Here is a 23541-nt window from a genome sequence, read left to right as displayed (position 1 = left end):
ATAGAATTTCCCCATGATCCACCTCCAACAACGGTGAATCACATTTCCGACCTCATGGGAATCCCTCGATTCCTATTTCAAGCGCGATGCTCTAGCGCAGTGGTTCTTACTCAGACCGGATCGACCGCGATATTGTCGATCAGTCGGGTCTTGCCCAGCTTCGCCGCGCCCAGCAACCGTGCCGGGCGATCCAGCACCGCCATCGGCTCCAGCGTCGCGGCATCGCACAGCGACACATAGTCGATCGGCCCGAAACCATGAGCCGCCAGCGATGCGATCGCCTGCGCCAGCGCGCCTTCGACCGGCTCACCCTTCTCGATCTGCCGCTTCGCTTCACCCAGCGCGCGGGGCAGGGCCAGCGCCGCCTTGCGCTCTTCTTCGCTGAGATAGGCGTTGCGGGAGGAGAGGGCGAGGCCATCTTCGGCCCGCTGGGTCGGCAGGCCGACAATCTCGATCGGCAGATTGAGGTCCGCCACGAAGCGGCGGATCACCGCCAGTTGCTGATAATCCTTCTGCCCAAAGATCGCGACATCGGGCCGCACCTGGTTGAACAGCTTGGTGACGACGGTCGCCACCCCGTCAAAATGGCCCGGCCGCGCCGCGCCATCCAGCCCGTCGCTGATCCCTGTGACGCTGATGTTGGTGGCATAGCCGGCTGGGTACATGACGTCGACGGTCGGCGCCCATAATATGTCGACCCCGGCGGCCTGAAGCATCTGCGCATCCTTCGCCTCCCGCCGCGGATAGGCGGCCAGATCCTCGTTCGGGCCGAACTGGCGCGGATTGACGAAGATCGACACCACGACATGGCGCCCATGCCGCCGCGCTTCCTCCACCAATGCCATATGCCCGTCATGCAAGGCGCCCATGGTAGGCACCAGAACCAGCGGCTTTCGGTCGCTTTTCAGCGTCTGAACGGCAGAGCGAAGGGCGGGCAGGTCACGCAGCGTTTGCACGGATGGAACGGCTCCGATAAGGGCAACAGGATAGCGATGTCCTGCTAGGCTGGCGCCGGCGCGACCGTCAACAAACATTGCGACAATCAACGGGGTTATCAGGGGCAATGGCGAATCCGCAGCCGCATCTTATCGTTTTCGCCAATGAAAAGGGCGGGACCGGCAAGTCGACCACGGCGGTCCATACCGCCATTGCCCTGAGCGCACTGGGGCACAGCGTGGGCATGATCGATCTCGATCCGCGCCAGCGCACCGTGACCCGCTATATGGAAAATCGTCAGGAAACCGCCCGCCGTCGCGGTATCGACCTGCCCATGCCCGATTTCGACGTGTTCACCGGCGACAGTATCGACGCCCTGGACGATCAGGTCATCAATCTGGCGCAAGGCAAGGATTTTCTGGTCGTCGATACGCCCGGCCGCGACGATATCTATGCCCGCCATCTGGCGCCGCACGCCAATACGCTGGTCACGCCGATGAACGACAGTTTCGTCGATTTCGACCTCATCGGTCAGGTCGATCCGGAAACCTTCAAGGTCCGCCGCCTGTCCTTCTATTCCGAACTCATCTTCGATGCGCGCAAGACGCGGGCGAAGGTCGACGGCGTCACGATCGACTGGGTCGTGCTGCGCAACCGTGTCCAGCATCATGATGCCCGCAACAAGAAGCGGGTCGGCGACGCGCTGATGGAACTCTCGCGCCGCGTCGGTTTCCGCGTCATTCCGGGCCTGTCGGAGCGCGTCATCTTCCGTGAACTCTTCCCCTCGGGCCTTACCCTGCTCGACAAGGGGCATTTGGGCGAACTGGGCGTCAGCCATATCGCCGCGCGGCAGGAATTGCGGGAAATGGTGTCCGGCCTCGCTCTGCCCACCGATGATGGCGCGGTGTCGCTGGACCTGCTCGGCGCCGCCTGATGGGCGGGCTCACTCTGCTGCTGGCTGGCCTTGCCATCTGGCTGATCTGGACGGGAAGGCTGCAACGCATGACGGCAAAGGATGGCATGGCGCTGGGCGCGGCGCTGGTCGGCGCAGTGCTGGCGGCCAAGGGCAAGCCGGTGATCGGCGCCCCCCTGCTGATCGGCGCAGCGCTCTTCTTCGCCAAACAGGGCAATGCCAGGACGAAGGCCGCCAAACGGGCTGCTCCGCCACCCGCACCACCCCGCAATGACGATGTCGCCCAGGCCCGCGCCCTGCTCGGCGTCGCGGCCAATGCCGATGTGGCGGCGATCCGCGCGGCCCATCGTCGCCTGATCGCTTCGGTCCATCCGGACAAGGGCGGCACAGAAGCGCTCGCCGCCCAGATCAACGCCGCGCGCGACCTGCTGCTGGACGATCAGGACCGTCAGTGACTCATGGGTTCGATCCGACTCTGCTGCGCGACTATGATCTGCGCGGCACGGTGGGCGACACGCTGCATGCCGCTGATGCCTGGGCGCTGGGCCGCAGTTTCGGCACGGTCATCGCCCGGTCCGGTGGCCGGCGCATCGCGGTCGGCTATGACGGGCGGCTGAGTTCAGCGATGCTGGAATCGGCGCTGGTCGACGGACTGGTCGCAACCGGGATCGATGTGCTGCGCATCGGTCTTGGTCCCACGCCGATGCTATATCATGCCGAAGTAACGGGCGATGTGGATGGCGGCATTCAGATAACCGGCAGCCATAATCCCGGCGACCAGAATGGCTTCAAGCTGGTGAAACAGCATGCGCCTTTCTTCGGCCCCGATATCCAGACTCTGGGCATCATGGCGGCGGCGGGCGACTGGGATTCCGGCGCGGGCCGGGTCGAAACGGTCGATATCATGGATGGCTATGTCGCGCGGCTGATGCAGGGCTTTGACGGTCCGGCCTGTCGCATCGGCTGGGACGCGGGCAATGGCGCGGCCGGGCCGGTGGTGGAGAAACTGGTGCAGTTGCTCCCCGGTGAGCATCATCTGCTTTTCACCGATATAGACGGTCATTTTCCCAACCATCACCCCGATCCTTCCGAAGAGAAGAATCTGGCCGACCTGCGCGCCCTTGTCCGCGACAAGCAGCTCGATTTCGGTGTGGCTTTCGATGGCGATGGCGACCGGATCGGTGTGATCGACAGCCGCGGCCGGGCCATATCGGGCGACCAGTTGCTCGGACTCTTCGCCGGGGCGGTGCTGAAAAACCGGCCAAATGCGCCGATCGTCGCCGATGTGAAGGCCAGCCAGACCGTACTCGACCGCATCGCATCGCTGGGTGGCCAGCCCGACATGTGGAAGACCGGCCACAGCCATATCAAGTCCAGAATGAAGCAGATCGGCAGCCCGCTGGGCGGCGAAACCACCGGCCATCTCTTCTTCGCGGACGATTATCCCGGCTATGATGACGCGCTGTACGCCGCCATCCGCCTGATCCGCCTCGTGGGTGCAACCGGCCAAAGCGTGACTCAGCTTTACGACACGCTACCCATCAGCCTGATCACCCCGGAACTGCGCTTTCCCGCCCCCGAAGCCCGCAAATTCGCCGTCGTTGAAGAGGTGCTGGCCCGTCTCCGCGCGGAAGGGGCCGATCTGTGCGCGATCGATGGTGCCCGCGTGCGCACGTCCGACGGCTGGTGGCTGCTGCGCGCGTCCAATACGCAAGCGGCTTTGGTCGCTCGCGCTGAAGCCGCGGATGAATCAGGTTTAGCGCGTCTGCTGGCCCAGATTGATTCGCAACTCGCTGATTCGGGTATCACAAGGGCCTGAATCTCTTCGGTTCACGCTGTCGCCAGAAAAAATTCTGGTATCGCTATCGTTTCTTTCCGCAACTTTCCCTTACGGAAATTAAGGAATTTGAGAACGATTGCATAAAACGCAATCGACCCTCCATGTTTCGCATTTGCGACAATTGTCGCTGCACCGCAAAAGGAACTCGCCTTTCAGGCATCCTCTCCTAAAACTTCACGGCCGTCCTTCTGGGCGGCTTTTTTTTTGCTTTTTTTCGGTCGGTGCATTCCGACCCCGCCGTAGCGTCCACGCGGCGCTAACCATTGCGGGCGCCGCGAATGAGGCCTTTTCCATCGCCGCCACACTGGAAATTAACTTCATCCTTGCTAAGCCAAGTGGCTCATAAGCTGGATTTGCGCGTTGAAGCGGCGCCAACCGGCATGAGAAGAGTCGCAAGTAGTAGAGGATTTGCCATGTTCCCCAGCCGTCCCATCAGCCGTTTTCTTCTGGTCGCCGGGGCAGTCACTGCCCCGATGCCGGCCTTTGCTGGCGGCTTCTATCTCCAGGAACAGTCCCCGATCGAAATCGGCCGCGCGCTGTCTGGTGGCGCTGCGGCAGGTGACGATCCCTCGACCATCTATTTCAATCCGGCGGCGATGACCCAGTTGCACGGCGTCCAGATTTCGGCCGGTGCCTCGGCGCTACTGGCGACGGCGCATCAGACCAATCGTGGCAGCTATCGGTCCATCCCAGGATCGACCGCCCGCGTACCGATCAGCGGCAGCGACGGCGGCAATCCGTTCGAAAGCGTCATCCCGGTCCCCAGCTTCTATGCGACAGCGCAGGTGACCGACCGGCTGTGGGTTGGCTTGGGCGTGAACGCGCCTTTCGGCCTGAAGCTGGAATATGATGATGATTTCTTCGGCCGCTATGACTCGCTCTACACCGATCTCAAAACCTATAATATCCAGCCCTCGGCCGCCTATAAGCTGACCGATCGCCTGTCGATCGGCGGCGGTGTGGACGTGCAATATGTGAAGGCGACGCTGACTAACGCGCTGCCCCAGCTTTCGCCGCTCGCCACGACCGACGGCTTTGCCAGCCTGAAGGGCGACGACTGGTCGATCGGCTGGAATGCCGGTATCTTCTACACCACCGGCGACACCAATTTCGGCGCCCATTATCGCTCCGGCGTCAGCCACAAGCTGGCCGGTACGCAGAGCATTTCGGGCCTCACCGGCCTGCTGGCTGGCGCCAACGGCGATTTTGATGCGACCGCGCCGCTCAACCTGCCGGATATCGCCACGATCAGCATGATGCACAAGCTGACCCCCAATTTGCGCGCGATGGTCACGGGAAAATGGTATAACTGGTCGCGCTTCAAGGGCATCGCCGTCACCTCGGCCACCGGCACGACCAACAAGGAACTGGATTATAAGGACAGCTATTCGGTCAGCGTGGGCGGCGAATATGATGTCAGCCCTGCGCTCACCCTGCGCGCCGGCACCATGTTCGATCGCTCGCCCACCAATCCGCAGCATCTGACCACGCGGGTTCCCGATGGCGATCGCGTCTGGCTGACCAGCGGCGCGACCTTTAACATCTCGCCGGCCGCCGCGCTCAATGTCAGCTACGCCCATACCTTTGTGGAAAAGGCGAACATCATCCGTCCGGACAGCTATTATCCCTCGCCGGCCACCGTCACCGCGACGACGCTGGCGCAGACCAGCGGCAATGCCGATCAGGTCGCCGCATCGATGACCGTGCGTTTCTGAAGCCAGCGCTTCTAACTGTAATCAAAAATCCCTATAGGGGCTCCGTAGTTTACGGAGCCCCTTTTTCATGTCCGACCATAATCCCGGCCTGCGTCCCTGGCGCGATATTGCCCGCCGCCAGAGCCGCCAGATCATGGTCGGCAATGTGCCCGTGGGTGGCGGCGCGCCGGTCACGGTGCAGACGATGACCAACACGCTGACGCATGACGTCAAGGCGACGATCGACCAGATCCGCCGGTGCGAGGATGCGGGCGTCGACATCATCCGCGTGTCCTGCCCGGACGAGGAATCCTCGGCGGCATTGAAGCAGATCGTCCGCGCCGTGCGCGTGCCGATCGTCGCGGACATTCATTTCCACTACAAGCGCGCGCTGGAAGCCGCCGATGCAGGCGCGGCCTGCCTGCGTATCAATCCGGGCAATATCGGGTCGGAAAAGCGCGTGAAGGAAGTGGTCGACGCGGCCAAGACCAATGGCTGCTCGATCCGTATCGGCGTCAATGCGGGCAGCCTCGAAAAGGATCTGCTCGAAAAATATGGCGAGCCTTGCCCCGAAGCGCTGGTGGAGTCCGCGCTCGACCATATCAAGCTGCTCCAGGATCAGGATTTCCACGAATATAAGGTCGCGGTGAAGGCCAGCGATGTCTTCCTCGCCGTCGCCGCCTATATGCAGCTTGCCGAAGCGGTCGATTGCCCGCTGCATCTGGGCATCACCGAAGCCGGCGGTCTGATCGGCGGTACGGTGAAGAGCGCGATCGGTATCGGCAACCTGCTCTGGGCCGGCATTGGCGACACGATCCGCGTCTCCCTCTCCGCCGAACCGGAGGAGGAAGTCCGCGTCGGCTATGAGATTCTGAAATCGCTCGGCATCCGCACCCGCGGCGTCAAGGTCATCTCCTGCCCCAGCTGCGCGCGACAGGGTTTCGACGTCATCCGCACGGTGCAGGCGCTGGAGGAACGGCTTCAGCATATCAATACGCCGCTTTCGCTGTCGGTGCTGGGCTGCGTCGTCAACGGTCCGGGCGAAGCCCGCGAAACCGATATCGGCCTCACCGGTGGCGGCAATGGCAAGCATATGGTCTATCTGTCGGGCGTCACCGACCACACGATTGCGGATGCTGGGATGGTCGATCACATCGTCAAGCTGGTCGAGGCCAAGGCGGCGGAGATCGAAGCCGCCAATCTGGAAGCGGAATCCACCGACGCGGGCAAGGTCGAAGCGGCGGAGTAAGATTGTTCCCTACCGGCAGATCATGCTACATATCTACCGAGGAGGAAGTGCCGTGTCCTACAGCGTGAACATGACGCCTGATGGCGCGATGATCATCCCGGCTGCTTTGCGCGAACAACTGGGTTTCAAGGACGGCGAGCGGCTTGTGTTGGAAAATGACGGCGATGGTTTCACTGTTAAAAGCTATCGGCAGGTGGTGCGCGAGGTTCAGGCCGAATTTAAGCGGATGTTGAAAGGCCGTGAATTCACGGTGGACGACTTCATCGCCGAACGGCGTTTTGAAGCCGCTCGCGAAGAAGCCGAACTTAATGATAATAGTTGATTCGTCCGTTATCATCGGAATTTTGCGGGGTGAGCCCGACAGCGATGCTTGGCTGGACGAGCCCGACCAACAATATGCCATGTCTGCCGTAAATCTTCAGGAAGTGTTGGTGAAAACACATAGTCTGGAGCTGGATCAACCGACAGTGGAAGCTTTGATCGACCGGCTGCAACTCGATATTGTCCCGCATGATGAAGAACATGCGCGTTATGCGGCTTCTCTGTGGCCAATGGTTCAGCATCGTGGATTGTCACTGGGTGATCGCGCTTGTCTTGCCCTCGCCCGCATTTTGAACGCGCCGGTTCTCACCGCAGACAGGATGTGGGCAGACATCGACATTGGCGTCAATATTCGGTTCGTCCGATAAATTCATCCATGTCTGCTGCTCGTCCTCTCGCGATTCCCTTCGCCGTCTGCTGCGCCGGTGTGGCACTCTTTTCCGTGATGGATGCCGCGATGAAGGGGCTTAGCCTTTCCATCGGCCTCTATAATGCCCTGCTGTGGCGGGCCATCACCGGTACGATCCTCGGCCTCGCGCTGATGCTGGTGACGCGCCAGCGCTGGCCGACCCGCGCCGTACTGCGCCTCCATCTGCTGCGCGGTACGGTGGTGGCGGCGATGGCGTCGCTCTTCTTCTGGGCGATCATGCGGTTGCCGCTGGCCGAAGCGATCGCGCTGTCCTTCATCGCGCCGTTGATCGCCCTCTATCTGGCGGCACTGCTGCTGAAGGAAAGCGTCGGGCGACAGGCGATCGCCGCTTCCCTGCTTGGTCTGGTCGGTGTCGGCGTGATCCTGTCGGGCCGGTTGCGCGGCGATTATGACGCCAATGCTCTGCTCGGCGCGCTGGCGGTGCTGGGATCGGCCCTGCTTTTCGCCTGGAATCTCATTCTGCAGCGCCAGCAGGCCCAGCGCGCCTCCCCGATAGAGGTCGCCTTCTTCCAGCACCTTGTCATGCTGGGCATCTTCGCGCTTGGCGCGCCTTTCTGGGCGATGCTTCCCCCGGCTGGAGCGGTGCCGCTGGTGCTGCTGGCGGCGACCCTGGCCTTTACCTCGCTGGCCGCTTTGGCCTGGGCCTATGCCCGGGCGGAGGCGCAGCGCCTGATCCCGGTCGAATATAGCGCCTTCATCTGGGCGGCGATCGTCGGCTGGCTGGCCTTTGGCGAGAAGGTGATGCCGACCACCATCGCCGGGACATTGCTGATCGTCGCGGCCTGCCTTATCGCGGCGCGCACCAAGCGGGCCGATGCTTTTGATCAGGCCCCCCATGTGGAGGCAGGCACGGCATGAGCGATATCGTCATTCGGGAAGCGCAGGCAGACGACATCGACACCATAAAGGCCTTCATCCTGGCACTGGCCGACTATGAGCGGCTGTCGCATGAAGTGAAGGCGGATCGCGCTACGCTCGCCCGCTATCTGTTCGGCCCGCGGCCCATGGCCGAAGTGCTGATCGCGCAGCATGATGGCGTGGCGGTCGGCTTCGCCCTCTTCTTTCATAATTTCTCGACCTTCGAAGGACGGCCGGGCCTCTATCTGGAGGATCTGTTCGTGCTGCCGGAGGCGCGGGGCCTTGGTGCTGGAAAGGCCCTGCTCGCCCGTCTCGCTCAACTGGCGATCGAACGGGATTGCGCGCGGTTGGAATGGTCGGTGCTCGACTGGAATGCGCCCGCCATCGCCTTCTATCGTGCACTGGGCGCGCGGCCGATGGACGAATGGACGGTGCAGCGGGTCGATGGCGCTGCGCTGGTGGCACTCAGTTCTTCAGCCGATCCTCAACGCTGACGAAAATCATGGTTGCGGCAAGCAGGCCGCGCGCCAGCACGACCAGAGTGGGATAGAGGGCTGTGATCATGGGACGGATTCCTTTCCCGTCCCTTTATCCTGCCTGTTCCCGCCGTCTCGATACGGGTTGTCAGGGATAGGGCGGGACGAGCCGAGAGGCCCCGGACTTGACGGCGACTCCCCCCTCGGCGCATTGTACCGAAACGGAACATTTGGGGGACATCGAGTAATATGGCCGTCGGCCGCACTGTGAAACGATCGCCGGAATGGCGTGAAATGCTGAAGCGCAGCCTCATTCGCAGTGGCGCGCTGATCGGCGCGATCGCGCTCATGCTGGCGACCCTGTTCCTGGCGCTGGCGCTGCTCAGCTATGCCCCCAGCGATCCGTCGATGAACACCGTCGCGGGCGATCAGGTCGCCAATATCATGCAGGCGCCCGGTGCCTGGTCTGCCGACTTCCTGCTCTGGCTGTTTGGCGTACCTATTGCCCTGATCCTGCCGTTGATGGGGATTACCGCGCGTCGTCTGTGGGGCGATCAGGACATGTCCGGGTGGAAAGCACAGTTCGGCAAATGCCTGTTCGGCATTGCCCTGATCGGCATCGCGCTGGCGCTGTTCCAGACGGAACCGCTGGTCGGCTTGCCCGCCGGCTGGGGCGGGGTGATCGGCCTCGTCACGGCCAAGGGGACCGCCAGCCTGACCGCGCAGGCACCCGCTGCCGCGCCCTGGATCAAGGGCGTGCTGATCTTTCTCAGCCTGATCGCCGGTGTCTTCATCTGCTATCGCAGCCTTGCGCTGGAAAAGCCGATCATTGCGCTGCGCCGGCCTTCGCTGCCCAAACTCAGCCTGCCGCGCCCCAGCCTGCCCTTTGCCGGCGGTGGCCTCGTGGCCGATGATGACGATGACGAGCCGGTCGAGCGGGTCATCGCCCCGCGCAAGCAGGTGTCGAACGAACCCAAGCCGCCGATCACCATCCAGACGCCGAAACCTGCCCCGGTGCAACGGTCGATGGCGCCGGTCAGTCAGGACGATCTGTTCGGCAATTCGTCGCTGCCCTCGCCCGATCTGCTCAATCCCGTGCCCGCCAGTCACGGCGGAAAGATCGACAAGGCCGCGCTGGAGCGCAACGCCCGCCTGCTCGAATCCGTGCTCGACGATTTCCATGTGAAGGGGAATATCGTCGAAGTCCGCCCCGGCCCGGTCGTCACCATGTATGAACTGGAACCGGCCCCCGGTATCAAGGCCAGCCGCGTCATTGCGCTGGCCGACGATATCGCCCGCAACATGTCGGCGCTCTCGGCCCGCGTCGCGACCATCCCCGGCCGCACCGTCATCGGTATCGAGCTGCCCAATGCGAATCGAGAGGGTGTGTCCTTCCGAGAACTGATCACGTCTGAACAGTTCATGCAGGAAGCGACCCTGCCGATCATTCTGGGCAAAAATATCTCGGGCGAACCGATCATCGCCGATCTGGCGCCGATGCCGCATTTGCTGATCGCCGGTACGACCGGTTCGGGTAAGTCGGTGGGCCTCAACGCGATGATCCTGTCGCTGCTCTATCGTATGACGCCGGACCAGCTGCGCCTGATCATGATCGACCCCAAGATGCTGGAATTGTCGACCTATGACGACATCCCGCATCTGCTCTCCCCGGTCGTGACCGAACCGGCCAAGGCGATCCGCGCGCTCAAATGGGCGGTCGAGCAGATGGAGGATCGCTATCGCATGATGGCGTCCATCTCCGTCCGCAACCTTGCAAATTATAATGAAAAGGTTCGCGCCGCCAAGGCCAAGGGCAAACCGCTCGGCCGCCGCGTCCAGACAGGCTACGACCCTGAATCCGGCAAGCCCATTTATGAGGAAGAGCAGCTGGATTTCCAGCCGCTGCCGCAGATCGTGGTGGTGGTCGACGAGCTGGCCGACCTCATGATGACGGCCGGCAAGGAAGTCGAATTCCTGATCCAGCGTCTGGCGCAGAAGGCGCGCGCGGCCGGCATCCACCTGATCCTGGCGACCCAGCGCCCCTCGGTCGATGTCATCACCGGCGTCATCAAGGCGAACCTGCCGACCCGCATCAGCTTCTTCGTGACGTCGAAGATCGACAGCCGCACCATCCTGGGCGAGCAAGGCGCCGAACAACTGCTGGGCAAAGGCGACATGCTCTATATGCATGGCGGCAAGGGCCTGACCCGCGTCCATGGTCCCTTCGTCAGCGACGACGAAGTGCGCGTGGTCGCTGACCATTGGCGTGCGCAGGGCCAGCCAGACTATATCTCCGCTGTTACCGAGGAGCCGGAAGAAGGCAGCTTCGCGCTCGACGGCGTCGATCTGGGCGATGATAGTCCGGATGCCCAGCTGTTCCGCAAGGCATGCCAGCTCGTCTTCGAAAATCAGAAGGCCTCGACCAGCTGGCTGCAACGCCAGCTTCGCGTCGGCTATAACAGCGCCGCGCGCCTGATCGAACGGATGGAAGAGGAAGGGCTGGTCGGCCCGCCCAACCATGTCGGTCGCCGCGAAGTGCTGCGCGACGAGAATGGGAATCCGCTCTGATCGGCGACGGACGCATGACGATTGCATGACGCGCAATCGCTCTGACAGCCTTCGCATTTGCGGGAATGAACCGGTTCGAACATAGAGAGCAGGCCTTTCAGGCATCCTCTCCTAAAAACTTTCAAGGGCCGGTCGTCAGATCGGCCTTTTTTTTATGCGCGAAACTGTCTAGGCGTACGCCTGCTGCTGCCGCGCCGATAACATATTTGGAGCGGTGCCGCCGGTCAGACCGGCATGGCGAGGCGGGAGCATGGGGGATTGAGCCTGTCCGGCGTTACACGGATGCTCTCCCCCATCACCTTACCCAATAGCCAAAGCTTGCTATTTCGGAACAGGCGGGTTCACAACGGGTTCAAGCCGCATCGCCTAGTTCTCCTCTTCCAGACAATCGGAGTTGAATGCCATGAAGCGCATGATTGCGCCCCTCGCGCTTGCCCTTGCCGCTACCGCGCCACTGGTCATCGCGACCAGTTCGGCGGTCGCCCAGCAGGACCAGTCCGACCTTGCGAAGGTAGATGCCGCCATTCGCGCGCTCACCACCCTGACCGCCGATTTCAGCCAGACGGACCGTAATGGTCAAACGCTGACAGGCCAGTTGACGATCAAGCAGCCGGGCAAGGTCCGCTTCCAATATCAGAAGGGGATACCGCTGCTGATCGTGGGCGATGGCAAGGCGCTAACCATGATCGATTATGAAGTGCGCCAGGTGCAGCGCTGGCCGATCGGCAACTCACCGCTGGGCGCGCTGCTCGATCCCACCAAATTGTCCAAATATGGCAAGATGGTGCAGACCGGCGATCCATCGATCCTCAGCGTGCAGGTGCGCGATCCCAAGCGGCCCGAATATGGGACCATCTCCATGATCTTCAAAAAGGATGCGGCCAGCCCGGCGGGCCTGCAACTATATGGCTGGGTCGCGCTTGACGCCCAGAATAACCGGACGTCGGTGCGCCTGACCAACCAGCGTTATGGCGTCCCTGTCGCCGATTCCGCCTTCCGCTGGACCGATCCGCGACCCAAGGGTCGCTCGGCTGGGGGCTGAATCGAGCGCCCCGCGCGACAGATGAACAAAGTTTCTTTTCCGTTCATCTGCCGCTCATATGCGGGGCGCTAATCAGTAACTCACGGCGGAAGGCAAAACCGGGATTTCCCCCCTGTTACCCGGTCCCCATCTTCCGTCGCAAAGCGCTTCAAGGGCGCGATCGAGACCCCCGTTCCACGCCCCCGGAGCGGGGGTCTTACTTTGTCCGCCACCCATTGTCTGTTGACTCGTCCTGCCGCTTGCGCAACGGCGCGCGCACTCCTAGTTGGCGTAGCATGGCCGACACACTCTCTATCTGCTCCTGGAACATCAACTCCGTCCGCGCGCGCATCGACATCGTCGAACAACTCCTCCGTCAGGAAGCGCCCGACATTCTCTGCCTTCAGGAAACCAAGGTGGTGAATGAAATCTATCCCACCGAGATGTTCAAGCGGCTGGGCTATGTGCATCAGGTGCTGAACGGTCAGCGCATGCATCATGGCGTCGCGATCATGAGCAAGGTGCCGATTTACGAGGATGACCGGTTCGACTGGCAGGCCAATGGCGAAGCGCGCCATGTCGGCGTGCGGCTCGATAATGGCGTCCGGATCGAGAATGTCTATGTCCCGGCTGGCGGTGATGTTCCCGATCGGGAGGTAAACCCCAAATTCGGCCAGAAGCTCGATTTCATCGAACGGATGATTCAATGGTCGTCCGCGCTCGACAAGAAGCCGACGATCCTGACCGGCGACTTCAACATCGCGCCGCTGGAAAGCGATGTGTGGAGCCACAAGCAGTTGCTGAACGTGGTCAGCCACACGCCGATCGAATGCGAGATTCTCGCCCGGTTGCAGGCGTCGAACGACTGGGTCGATATCGGCCGCCACTTCCATCCCGCGCCCGCGCGCCTCTACACCTGGTGGAGCTATCGCGCCAAGGACTGGGCGGAATCGGATCGCGGCCGTCGCCTCGATCATATGTGGATGACGCGGGACGTCGCCGACAAGGCGGTCAGCCACCGCGTGGTCGAACCGGCCCGCAGCTGGATCAAGCCGTCGGACCATATCCCGATCATCACCGAGTTCGCTTTCTGATGAACGGGCGGCAGGCTGCCCGCGCGATCGATGCGCTGCGTCGTGGCTGGGCGATCCGCCTGACCGCGCCCGACGGCGCGATCCGCCTGATGGCGATCGAGGGGGCGGATGCCGTAACGCTGGCCGGTTTCGATCCCGAAGGACGGGCCGATATCCTGATTTCCGCCGCTCGCGCCGAAACCTTGAAACTGGCGAACCAACTGGCCGCCGCCGATCCCGAATGGCCGGTGCTGGTCGAACGCACGCCATGGATCGATGCCGATGCAGCCACTGCCATCGCCGACCCGGTTCTCGACCTAGCCTCACCGCTCAAGGGGCCGTTCCGTGCCCGCGCGCTGCCTGCGCCACAGGCGGCCAAGGCGGCGCTGCGTCTGGCGCGGCTGGCCGGGATTCTCCCCGCCTATTTCCTGCTGGAGGGCGATGGTCCGGCAGAGGTAGACCTCAGCGCCGAAGACATCGCCGCCTATGACGATGCGATTCATCTGGCCATCGCCACCCGCGCCCGGCTGCCGGTATCGGCCAGCGAGAGCGCGGAAATCGTCGCCTTCCGCAGCCCGGACGAACCGCGCGAACATGTCGCGCTGATCGTCGGCCAGCGGGACAGCTCGCCGCCCGTCATCCGCCTGCACAGCGAATGCCTGACCGGCGACGTACTGGGCAGCCTGAAATGCGACTGCGGCCCGCAATTGCATGAAGCGCTGCACCGGATCGCCGACGCGCCCTGGGGCATCCTCCTCTATCTGCGGCAGGAAGGGCGCGGCATCGGCCTCGTCAACAAGCTGCGCGCCTATGCGATGCAGGATCAGGGCTTCGACACGGTCGATGCCAATGTCCGCCTTGGCTTTGCGATCGACGCGCGCGATTTCTCGGTCGCTGCGCGGATGCTCGACCTGCTCGGTGTCGGGCAGGTGCGCCTGCTCACCAACAATCCCAACAAGGTGACGGGGCTGGAAGCGGCCGGCATCAAGGTGCGCGAGCGATTGCCGATCATCCTGCCGACCAACCCGCATAATGAACGCTATCTCGCCACCAAGCGCGATCGCACCGGCCACCAGCTATGAGTGATTTTAAGTCAGATGGAACATCTGACGGCTCGAAAATCACGCAAAAGAAAGACAGAACTCTGGTTCGCGTCGATAGTGGCGCGGGCCGCCTGACATTTGGTGACCTCACCATGGCCTGCACGATCGGCCGAGGCGGCGCCTGTATGGTTGCGGACAAGCGGGAAGGGGATGGTTGCACGCCGATCGGCACATGGCCGATCCGGGGCGTGCTGCTGCGGCCGGGCAAGGTCGAGGCGAGCGGTATCCGCCTGCCATGGCGCTGGGTGCGTGCGAATGACGGCTGGTCGGACGATGTCGCCGACCCGGCCTATAACCGCCCGATCCGCCTGCCACGCGCCTTCTCCGCCGAAAGCCTGATCCGTAGCGACGACGCCTATGACATCATCGTCGTGCTGGGCCATAATGACGCACCGCCTGTGCATGGACAGGGCAGCGCGATCTTCTTCCATCTGTCCGAAGGTCGCCCCACGGCGGGCTGCGTCGCGGTGGAGCGGGCCGACATGCTGCGCCTGCTCCCCCTGCTCGCGCCGGGCGACGCAATGGAGATTCTGTAACGACGTGCTCCTGCGCAGGCGGGAGCACCGACTTCGATCACGCCATCTCCAGCGCTTCGCCCACCTCGCCACCGGCCGCTTCCAGCAAACGCCGCTCCAGCGTCTGCAACCGCGCCTTGCTCTCGATCTTCCCGCCCAGCAGGTCGGTGACATAGAAAGTATCGACCGCACGCTCGCCATAGGTGGCGACATGGGCGCTATGCACCGTCACCTTCGACTGGAACAGCGCATTGGCGAGGCTGAACAGCAGCGCCGGCCGATCCCGCGCATTCACCTCGACCACGGTGAAGCGGTTCGATGCCTTGTTGTCGATCAGCACATTGGGTTCGATGCGAAAGGCTTCGGCGCGGGTGCGGGGCAAAGGCCGCGCCGCGAGCTTGGTGATCAGCCGATGCCGGTTCGACAGCGAATCCTCGATCGCGTTGCGGATGCGGGTCAGCTGTTCCGGGCTGTGGAACGCGCCGCCCAGCGGGTCCTGCACCAGGAAATTGTCGATCGCCACGCCATCGCGGGTCGTGTGGATGCGTGCGTCGATGATGTTGCCGCCGGCCAGATGGATGGCCCCTGCGATGCGATAGAACAGGCCGGGATGGTCCGCCGCATAGACCGTGACCAGCGTCGCGCCGCGCTGCGGATAAAATTGCGCCGCGATCGACAGGGGGGATTCACCCGCCGCCAATATATGCTGGGCATTGTGAAACAATATGTCTTCAGGTTCGGCGATCCAGTAGGATTCCGGCAACCGCTTGCTGAACGCTTCGAACGTCGCCTCGTCGACGCCCAGCGCCCGGCGCAGCCCTTCCTGCTTGGCGATAACGCGCTCGCCCCGGCCCTTCTGCTTGTGGCCCAGACGCAGCACTTCTTCGGCCGAATCATAGAGATCGCCCAGCAACTGCCGCTTCCAGCTGTTCCACACACCGGGGCCGACCGCGCGAATGTCCACCACCGTCAGGCACAGCAGCAGGCGCAGTCGCTCCGGACTCTGCACCACGTCCACGAAGTCGAGAATGGTCTTATAGTCGGCCAGATCGCGTTTGAAGGCGGTGGCCGACATCAGCAGATGATAGCGCACCAGCCAGGCGACGGTCTCCGTCTCGGCGGGGGTCAGGCCCAGCCGCGGGCACAGATGCTCCGCCACTTCCGCGCCCAGCAGGCTATGGTCGCCGCCGCGCCCCTTGGCAATGTCATGCAGCAGTACCGCGACATAGAGCACCCGGCGCGACAGGATCTTGCCCATCAGGTCGGTGGCAAGGGGGTGGTCGGTCGGCAACTCTCCCTTTTCGATACGGGAAAGCAGGCCGACCGCGCGGATCGTATGCTCGTCGACCGTATAATGATGATACATGTCGAACTGCATCTGCGCGACGACCCGGCGGAAATCGGGAATGAAGCGGCCGAACACCGTGGATTCGTTCATCCAGCGGAGCACTGTCTCCGGGTCACGCGGGGAAGTCAGCACTTCCAGAAAGGCGGCATTGGCGCGCGCGTCCTTGCGGATCTTGGCCGTGATCAGCCCCGCGTCCCGGCTGGCCGCGCGCATCGCGCTGGGGTGGATTTGCAGGCCATGCTTGTCCGCCACGGCAAAGATTTCCAGCATCCGCACCGGGTCCGCCTGGAAAAAATCGTCGCTGGGCAGCGACAGTCGGCCGCGATCCAGTACGAATCCGTCCAGCTTCTTGGGCCGGCGGAAGATGGACGGGATATAGCGCCGCCCTTTCGGCCCCATCTGGTCGTCCAGATGGGCCAGGAACACCGCCGTCAGATCGCCCACCGTCTTCGCGTTCAGGAAATAATAGCGCATGAAGCGCTCGACGCCCGATCGTCCGGCGCGGCCGGTAAAGTGCATCCGCGTTGCGGTTTCCAGCTGAAGATCGAAGGTCAACCGGTCCTCGGCCCGGCCCGTGATCGTGTGCAGATGGCATCGCACCGCCCAAAGGAAATCCTCGGCCTTTTCGAACTGGCGCAATTCGGCCTGGGTCAACAGGCCGACATCGACCAGTTCGGCGACCGACCGCACCCGATTCACATATTTGCCGATCCAGAAGAGGGTGTGCAGGTCGCGCAGCCCGCCCTTGCCTTCCTTCACATTGGGTTCGACCACATAGCGGCTGTCGCCCATCCGCTTGTGCCGCTCGTCGCGTTCTTCCAGCTTCTCGGTCACGAAGGCGCGGGCATTGCCCTGCATCACTTCGGCGTCGAAGCGGACCGATGTTTCCTCATACAGCGCCCGGTCGCCCCAGACATAGCGCGCCTCCAGCAGGGCCGTGCGCACGGTCAGGTCGGCCTTTGCCATCCGCATCGTCTCGTCGATCGACCGGCTGCTATGCCCGACCTTCAGGCCCAGATCCCATAGCGAATAGAGCATGGATTCGATCACCTGCTCGGTCCAGCCGGTCGGCTTCCAGGGGGTGATGAAACCGATGTCGACGTCGCTATGCGGCGCCATTTCGCCCCGGCCATAGCCACCCACCGCGATCAGCGCGATCCGCTCGCCCGTGCTGCGATTGCCCGCCGGATAGAGATGATGGGTGGTCGCGTCGTAGAGCAGGCGCAATATCTGGTCGATCAGGAAGGCGAAGGCCGTAACCGACTCCCGGCCGCGCGTCGGCTTGGCCTCCAGCCGTCGTGCCACCTCGGCCCGCCCCTGTTCCAGCGCGGCCTTCAATTCCTTCACGATTCCTGCCCGCAACCGCATCGCATCGCCGCGATGCTCCTGCGCCAGCGCGTGGATCGTGTCGGAAATCGCGCGGCGGTCGATGATCGCGCGGCGCGATCCCAAAGTGGGGAATTGCATGACCATGGGCGCTATCTAGTCATGCCGCGCGTCGGCGGCCAGTTGTTTCAGACGATAGAGATGATCCAGTGCTTCACGCGGAGACAGGGCGTCCGCGTCGATGGCATCGATTGCGGCACGCAGCGGATCGACCGTCTCTTCTTCCTGCACGGCCACCGCCGCGAACAGGGGCAGGTCGTCCAGTCCCGCTGCGATCCCGCCGGTCTTCGCCTTGCCCGCTTCCAGCCGCGACAGCACATCCTTGGCGCGTTTCAGCACGGCGGGCGGCAATCCCGCCAGCCGGGCGACGGCCAGACCATAGCTGCGATCGGCCGGCCCCTCTGCCAGTTCGTGCAGCAGGATCAGGTCACCCTTCCACTCCCGCGCCCGCACATGGTGCAGCGACAGGGATGCGAGCGTCTCCGCCAGCCGCGTCAGTTCATGATAATGGGTCGCGAACAGGCAGCGGCAGCGATTGACCTCATGCACCGCCTCTACCACCGCCCAGGCGAGCGCCAGCCCGTCATAGGTCGACGTTCCCCGCCCGACTTCGTCCAGGATGACGAAGCTACGCGCCGTCGCCTGCGCCAGGATCGCTGCCGTTTCGACCATCTCGACCATGAAGGTGGAGCGTCCCTTGGCCAGATTGTCGGATGCACCGACCCGGCTGAACAGGCGGTCGACCAGAGTCAGGGTCGCCGATTGCGCAGGCACATAGCCGCCCGCCTGCGCCAATATCACGATCAGCGCATTCTGCCGCAGAAAGGTCGACTTACCGCCCATATTGGGACCGGTGACCAGCCACAGCCGGTCGCTTTCGTTCAACCGGCAATCATTAGCGACGAAGGGCTGGCCCTCCTTGCGCAACGCATCCTCGACCACCGGATGCCGTCCGCCGACGATGTCGAGACATTGTCCTGCCCCATCGTCCGCCACGAAATGCGGCCGTCGCCAGCCGCCCTCTGCCGCCCGTTCGGCGAGCGATGCGGCGACGTCGAGCCGCGCCAGCGCATCGGCGGCGCGGGCGATGTCGGCCTTGCGGTCCAGCACCGCGCCGATCAGCTCTTCCAGATGCGCCGCTTCCGCCACCAGCGCATGGGCGCCCGCCTGTGCGACGCGCCCGGCTTCCTCATGCAGGTCGATCGAATTGAAGCGCACCACCCCGGCCAGCGTCTGGCGGTGGGTGAAGCCGCTATCGGGCGCCATCAGCGTATCGGCGGCACGGGCCGGCACTTCGACATGATAGCCCAGCACGCCATTATGCCGGATCTTGAGCGCGCCGATGCCGGTCTGTTCGCGATATTTCGCTTCCAGCGCGGCGATAGCGCGGCGGCCATCGCCGGCCATGCGGCGCAGTTCGTCGAGCGCCGGGTCATAGCCGTCGGCAATATAGCCGCCACTCGCCGTCTCGGTCGGCGGCGCGGGTACTAGCGCGCGCGACAGAGCGTCGACCAGCGCGCCATGCCCGTCGAGCGCGGGCAGCAATTGTTGCAGCAGATGCGGTGCATCGGCCAGCCGCCCCAACCGCTCGCGCAGCAGCCGCGCCTCGCCCAAGCCATCGCGCAACTGCCCCAGATCACGTGGGCTGCCGCGCCCCACCGCTACGCGCCCAAGCGCCCGGCCGATATCGGGCAGCGCCCGTAACGCGCCGCGCAACTGATCGCGCAGGATGGAATCATCATGGAACAGCTGCACCAGCCCCAGTCGCGCCTCGATCAGTCCCAAGTCCATCAGCGGCGCCGACAAATCCTGTCCCAACAGTCGCGCACCCGCCCCCGTCACGGTGCGGTCGATCGCGCCCAGCAGGCTGCCCGCGCGTGTCCCGCCGGTCGTCGCCACGATCTCCAGACTCTCGCGCGTCGCTGCATCGATCGCGACATGGCCGCCGCTGGTCTTGCGCAGCGGCGGGGCGAGGAAGGGCAGGGTGCCTTTGCCAGCATGATCGAGATAGGCGATCAGGCCACCCATCGCCGCCAGCTCGGCGCGCCCGAACTGGCCGAATCCATCCAGCGTCGCCACCCCAAACAGCCGTTTCAGGGATTCTTCGGCGCGGCTGCTGGAAAAGGCGGCACGATCGAACGGATGGCAGTCGACCAGATCAAGCGGCGAACCTTCGGCCACGACCGTCTCGCTCGGCCGCAGCCGCGCCAGTTCGGCGGGCAGGTCGCCCATCGGGCAGGTCATCGTTTCAAACCGGCCGGTGGAGATGTCGGCGGCGGCGATCCCGATTTCGCCTGCACCTTCACCACCAACTTGAGCCAGAGCCACCAGCATATTGTCCCGCCGGCTATCCAGCAGAGTCTCCTCGGTCAGCGTCCCGGCCGTGACGTATCGCACGATGGCCCGCGCCACCAATGTCTTGCCGCCACGCGCCTTGGCCTGCGCCGGCGTTTCGGTCTGTTCGGCAATGGCAACACGATGCCCGCCCTTGATCAGCCGAGCCAGATACCCCTCGGCGCTATGCACCGGCACGCCGCACATCGGGATCGGCGCGCCACCATGTTCGCCCCTGCTGGTCAGCGCGATATCCAGCGTCGCCGCCGCCATTTTCGCGTCATCGAAGAACAGTTCGAAAAAGTCGCCCATGCGGTAGAAGAGCAGGCAGTCCTGTGCCTCGGCCTTCAGCGCCAGATATTGTGCCATCATGGGGGTCGGCTGGGTGGAGTTTTCGGTCGAATTGGCCATGGGGCAAGCGGATAGCCTGAACCCGGCGTTGAAACCAGAGCTTCGCAAAAGGGCAGTAAAATTGCGCTTCTCGCACTTGCCCCCAAGATAATCTTGCCGCTAGGGCCGACTTATTGTTCCAATATATGGGTGTCCCGATGACCGATAAACCGAGTGTGGAATTTTCCGAGCGCGAGGCGCTGTTCTTCCACTCGACCGGCCGTCCCGGCAAGATCGAGATCATCGCGTCCAAGCCGATGGCGACCCAGCGCGACCTGAGCCTCGCCTACTCGCCCGGCGTCGCCGTGCCGGTGCGCGCCATCGCCGCCGATCCGGCGACCGCCTATGACTATACGGCCAAGGGCAATCTGGTCGCGGTCATCTCCAACGGCACGGCTATCCTGGGTCTCGGCAACCTCGGCGCGCTCGCGTCCAAGCCGGTGATGGAGGGCAAGGCCGTCCTCTTCAAGCGCTTCGCCGACGTCGATTCCATCGATATCGAGCTGAAGACCGAGGATGTCGACCGGTTCATCGATGCGGTCGAACTGATGGAGCCGACCTTCGGCGGCATCAACCTTGAGGATATCAAGGCGCCCGAATGTTTCATCATCGAACAGACGCTGAAGGAACGGATGAACATCCCGGTCTTTCATGACGACCAGCATGGCACCGCGATCATCGCGGCGGCGGGCGTCATCAATGCGGCGCTGCTGACCGGCCGCGACATGAAGGATATGAAGGTGGTGGTGAACGGCGCAGGCGCTGCATCCATCAGCTGCACCGAGTTGATCAAGGCGCTGGGCGTCCCGCAAGACAATGTCATCATGTGCGACAGCAAGGGCGTCATCTATCAGGGCCGCACCGAGGGCATGAACCAGTGGAAGTCGGCCCATGCGGTCAAGACCGACGCGCGCACCCTCACCGAAGCGGTCAAGGGCGCGGACGTGTTCCTCGGCCTCTCGGTCGCGGGTGCCATGTCGCAGGATATGGTCAAGTTGATGGCGGCCAACCCGATCATCTTCGCCATGGCCAATCCCGACCCGGAAATCCTGCCGCCCGATGCTCATGCCGTCCGTCCCGACGCGATCGTCGCCACCGGTCGGTCGGACTTCCCCAATCAGGTCAACAATGTCCTGGGCTTCCCCTTCATCTTCCGCGGCGCGCTTGATGTGCGGGCGACCGGTATCAACGAAGCGATGAAGCTCGCCGCCGCGCACGCTATTGCCGAACTGGCGCGCGAACAGGTGCCTGAAGAAGTGGCCAAGGCCTATGGCCGTTCGCACAGCTTCGGTCCCGACTATATCATCCCTGCCCCGTTCGACCCGCGCCTGATGGAAGTGGTGCCGGCCGCTGTCGCCCAGGCGGCGATGGAAACCGGCGTTGCGCAAAAGCCGATCGAGGATATGGACGCCTATCGCCAGTCCCTGAAGGCCCGGCTCAACCCGACCACCACCGTCCTCACCACCGCCTATGAAGTGGCGCGCGCCAATCCCAAGCGCGTCGTCTTTGCCGAGGCGGAAGAGGAAGTGGTGCTGCGCGCGGCGATTCAGTTCCGCGAGCATGGCTATGGCATTCCGGTGCTGGTCGGCCGCGATCATGTGCGCGACAAGCTCAAGGAACTGGGCGTGCGCGATCCTGAGAGCTTCGAACTGCACAACAGCGTTAATTCGCCGCTGGTGCCCGACATGGTCGATCAGCTTTATGCCCGCCTCCAGCGCCGCGGCTATCTGCGCCGCGATTGCGAGCGGATGGTCAATCGCGATCGCAACATCTTCGGATCGCTGCTGGTCAAGATGGGTGTCGCCGATGCCATGATCACCGGCGTCACCCGCCCCTATGGCCAGACCCTGCGCGAAGTGAAGCGGGTGATGGACCCGGCGGCCGGCCGCACCCCCTTTGGCATCCATGTCATGGTGACGAAGGACAAAACCGTGTTCCTGGCAGACACCACCGTCCACGAACGCCCTTCGGCGGTCGAACTGGCCGATATTGCGGAGGGGACCGTCGCCGTCGCCCGCCGCATGGGTCATGATCCGCGCGTCGCCTTCCTCTCTTATTCCAACTTCGGCAACCCGCCCGGCGCCTATCTCGACAATGTGCGCGATGCCGTGAAGGTGCTGGACGAACGCGACGTCGATTTCGAATATGAAGGCGAAATGACGCCCGACGCGGCGCTCAACCCGGCGGTCATGAAAAATTATCCGTTCAGCCGCCTGTCCGGCCCGGCCAATGTGCTGGTCATGCCGGGGCTGCAATCGGCCAATATCTCGGCCAAGCTGCTGCGCGAACTGGGCGGCACCTCCACGATCGGGCCGGTGCTGGTCGGCATGGAAAAATCGGTGCAGATCGCGACCATGTCGTCCAATGCGTCCGAACTGCTGACTCTCGCCGTGCTGGCTGCCGGCGGCGTCGCGCTCTGATCCGGGCGCGCCGACTCCTGAGTTTTTCTCGTGGGTTCGGCGCGTTTTTTCGCTTGCATGCCTTCCCCTCTGCGCGACAGGGGGGAGGTATGAACCCTTTCCGGAGCAAGCAGCCATGACCGAGGCCAGTTTCGACAGCGCGACCTTCCGGCGCGTGCTGGGCCATTATCCGACCGGCGTTTGTGTCGTGACCGCTGTGGAGGCGGATGGCGCACCGGTCGGCATGGTCGTCGGCTCCTTCACCTCCGTCTCGCTCGATCCGCCTTTGGTGGCCTTCTTCCCGGCCAAGAGTTCGGGCAGCTGGCCGCGGATACAGGCGGTGGGCAAATTCTGCGTCAACGTCTTGGCCAGCGATCAGCAGCCGCTGTGCCGCCAGATAGCAGGTCCTGGCCCGGACAAGTTCGCTGGCGTGTCCCACCGCGTCTCGGCCAATGGGTCGCCGATCCTGGACGATGTCGTCGCCTGGATCGACTGCACGCTGGATGCGGTGCATGAAGCGGGCGACCATCATATAGTCCTTGGCCGGGTGGTCGCGCTGGAAGTGGAGCGGCCGGATCGCCCCTTGCTCTTTTTCCAGGGCAATTATGGCGAATTTTCCCTGCTGGGATGACGGAAGGGTGCGGGGCGCACCGTCAAAAGGATAATCATGGATTGACGGTCGGCTGT

19 protein-coding genes are annotated in these 23541 nt (G+C 63.4%); 16 read left to right on the top strand and 3 right to left on the bottom strand.

Annotation, left to right across the window (positions count from 1 at the left end; translation table 11 throughout):
• Positions 1-110 precede the first annotated feature (110 nt).
• Positions 111-956 (bottom strand): pantoate--beta-alanine ligase, encoded by an 846-nt coding sequence (gene panC / locus BMY84_RS25330; protein ID WP_093087639.1) that lies wholly within the window; start codon positions 954-956, stop codon positions 111-113.
• 107 nt (positions 957-1063) lie between these two features.
• Between panC and BMY84_RS25325 the strand changes: the two genes are divergently transcribed.
• From BMY84_RS25325 to BMY84_RS25260, 14 genes are all read left to right on the top strand, one after another.
• Positions 1064-1870, top strand: a complete 807-nt coding sequence (locus BMY84_RS25325; RefSeq protein ID WP_093087638.1) for a division plane positioning ATPase MipZ — start codon at positions 1064-1066, stop codon at positions 1868-1870.
• On the top strand, positions 1870-2304 hold the full coding sequence (locus tag BMY84_RS25320) for a J domain-containing protein (protein WP_093087636.1): 435 nt from the start codon (positions 1870-1872) through the stop codon (positions 2302-2304). The genes BMY84_RS25325 and BMY84_RS25320 overlap by 1 nt, the downstream gene beginning before the upstream one ends.
• On the top strand, positions 2301-3668 hold the full coding sequence (pgmG, locus tag BMY84_RS25315; RefSeq protein WP_093087635.1) for a phosphoglucomutase/phosphomannomutase PgmG: 1368 nt from the start codon (positions 2301-2303) through the stop codon (positions 3666-3668). Before BMY84_RS25320 ends, pgmG begins: the two co-directional genes overlap by 4 nt.
• A 434-nt stretch (positions 3669-4102) precedes the next feature.
• Entirely contained in the window at positions 4103-5404 is a 1302-nt protein-coding gene (locus BMY84_RS25310) for an OmpP1/FadL family transporter (RefSeq protein WP_093087633.1), read from the top strand.
• A 67-nt stretch (positions 5405-5471) separates the two neighbouring features.
• On the top strand, positions 5472-6632 hold the full coding sequence (ispG, locus tag BMY84_RS25305; RefSeq protein ID WP_093087632.1) for a flavodoxin-dependent (E)-4-hydroxy-3-methylbut-2-enyl-diphosphate synthase: 1161 nt from the start codon (positions 5472-5474) through the stop codon (positions 6630-6632).
• Positions 6633-6684: 52 nt separating this feature from the next.
• Positions 6685-6954 (top strand): AbrB/MazE/SpoVT family DNA-binding domain-containing protein, encoded by a 270-nt coding sequence (locus BMY84_RS25300; RefSeq protein WP_093087630.1) that lies wholly within the window; start codon positions 6685-6687, stop codon positions 6952-6954.
• Complete coding sequence (locus BMY84_RS25295) at positions 6941-7321, top strand: type II toxin-antitoxin system VapC family toxin (protein ID WP_093087628.1); 381 nt, start codon at positions 6941-6943, stop codon at positions 7319-7321. The genes BMY84_RS25300 and BMY84_RS25295 overlap by 14 nt, the downstream gene beginning before the upstream one ends.
• An 8-nt stretch (positions 7322-7329) precedes the next feature.
• On the top strand, positions 7330-8241 hold the full coding sequence (locus BMY84_RS25290) for a DMT family transporter (protein WP_093087627.1): 912 nt from the start codon (positions 7330-7332) through the stop codon (positions 8239-8241).
• Positions 8238-8735: a GNAT family N-acetyltransferase gene (locus BMY84_RS25285; RefSeq protein WP_093087625.1), complete on the top strand. Its 498-nt coding sequence runs from the start codon at positions 8238-8240 to the stop codon at positions 8733-8735. The genes BMY84_RS25290 and BMY84_RS25285 overlap by 4 nt, the downstream gene beginning before the upstream one ends.
• Before the next feature lie 231 nt (positions 8736-8966).
• A complete protein-coding gene (locus tag BMY84_RS25280) occupies positions 8967-11285 on the top strand; it encodes an FtsK/SpoIIIE family DNA translocase (RefSeq protein WP_093087624.1) in 2319 nt (772 codons plus the stop codon).
• A 403-nt stretch (positions 11286-11688) separates the two neighbouring features.
• Positions 11689-12327, top strand: coding sequence for a LolA family protein (locus tag BMY84_RS25275; protein WP_093087622.1), 639 nt, complete (start codon positions 11689-11691; stop codon positions 12325-12327).
• A 275-nt stretch (positions 12328-12602) separates the two neighbouring features.
• On the top strand, positions 12603-13400 hold the full coding sequence (locus tag BMY84_RS25270; protein ID WP_093087621.1) for an exodeoxyribonuclease III: 798 nt from the start codon (positions 12603-12605) through the stop codon (positions 13398-13400).
• The gene (gene ribA / locus BMY84_RS25265; RefSeq protein WP_093087619.1) at positions 13400-14461 is read left to right on the top strand and encodes a GTP cyclohydrolase II; all 1062 of its coding nucleotides are present in this window, start codon (positions 13400-13402) and stop codon (positions 14459-14461) included. The genes BMY84_RS25270 and ribA overlap by 1 nt, the downstream gene beginning before the upstream one ends.
• 38 nt (positions 14462-14499) lie before the next feature.
• Complete coding sequence (locus tag BMY84_RS25260; protein WP_256215441.1) at positions 14500-15018, top strand: L,D-transpeptidase family protein; 519 nt, start codon at positions 14500-14502, stop codon at positions 15016-15018.
• Positions 15019-15055: 37 nt separating this feature from the next.
• Here the strand turns inward: BMY84_RS25260 and BMY84_RS25255 are convergent, their stop codons facing one another.
• Complete coding sequence (locus tag BMY84_RS25255; RefSeq protein ID WP_093087616.1) at positions 15056-17818, bottom strand: [protein-PII] uridylyltransferase; 2763 nt, start codon at positions 17816-17818, stop codon at positions 15056-15058.
• Positions 17819-17827: 9 nt separating this feature from the next.
• On the bottom strand, positions 17828-20476 hold the full coding sequence (gene mutS, locus BMY84_RS25250) for a DNA mismatch repair protein MutS (protein ID WP_093087615.1): 2649 nt from the start codon (positions 20474-20476) through the stop codon (positions 17828-17830).
• Between the two features lie 137 nt (positions 20477-20613).
• Between mutS and BMY84_RS25245 the strand changes: the two genes are divergently transcribed.
• Together BMY84_RS25245 and BMY84_RS25240 are read left to right on the top strand one after the other, a co-directional pair.
• Positions 20614-22875: an NADP-dependent malic enzyme gene (locus BMY84_RS25245; protein ID WP_093087613.1), complete on the top strand. Its 2262-nt coding sequence runs from the start codon at positions 20614-20616 to the stop codon at positions 22873-22875.
• 115 nt (positions 22876-22990) lie between these two features.
• Positions 22991-23485 carry a flavin reductase family protein gene (locus BMY84_RS25240; protein WP_093017680.1) on the top strand — a complete coding sequence of 165 codons (495 nt, stop codon included), beginning with the start codon at positions 22991-22993 and terminating at the stop codon, positions 23483-23485.
• The last annotated feature ends 56 nt before the right edge of the window (positions 23486-23541 follow it).

The organism is Sphingobium sp. AP50 (assembly GCF_900109095.1).
In the GTDB taxonomy this organism is placed as follows: domain Bacteria; phylum Pseudomonadota; class Alphaproteobacteria; order Sphingomonadales; family Sphingomonadaceae; genus Sphingobium.
The sequence above is the reverse complement of the archived record's forward strand: the minus strand, read 5'-3'. Positions and strand labels throughout refer to the sequence as shown.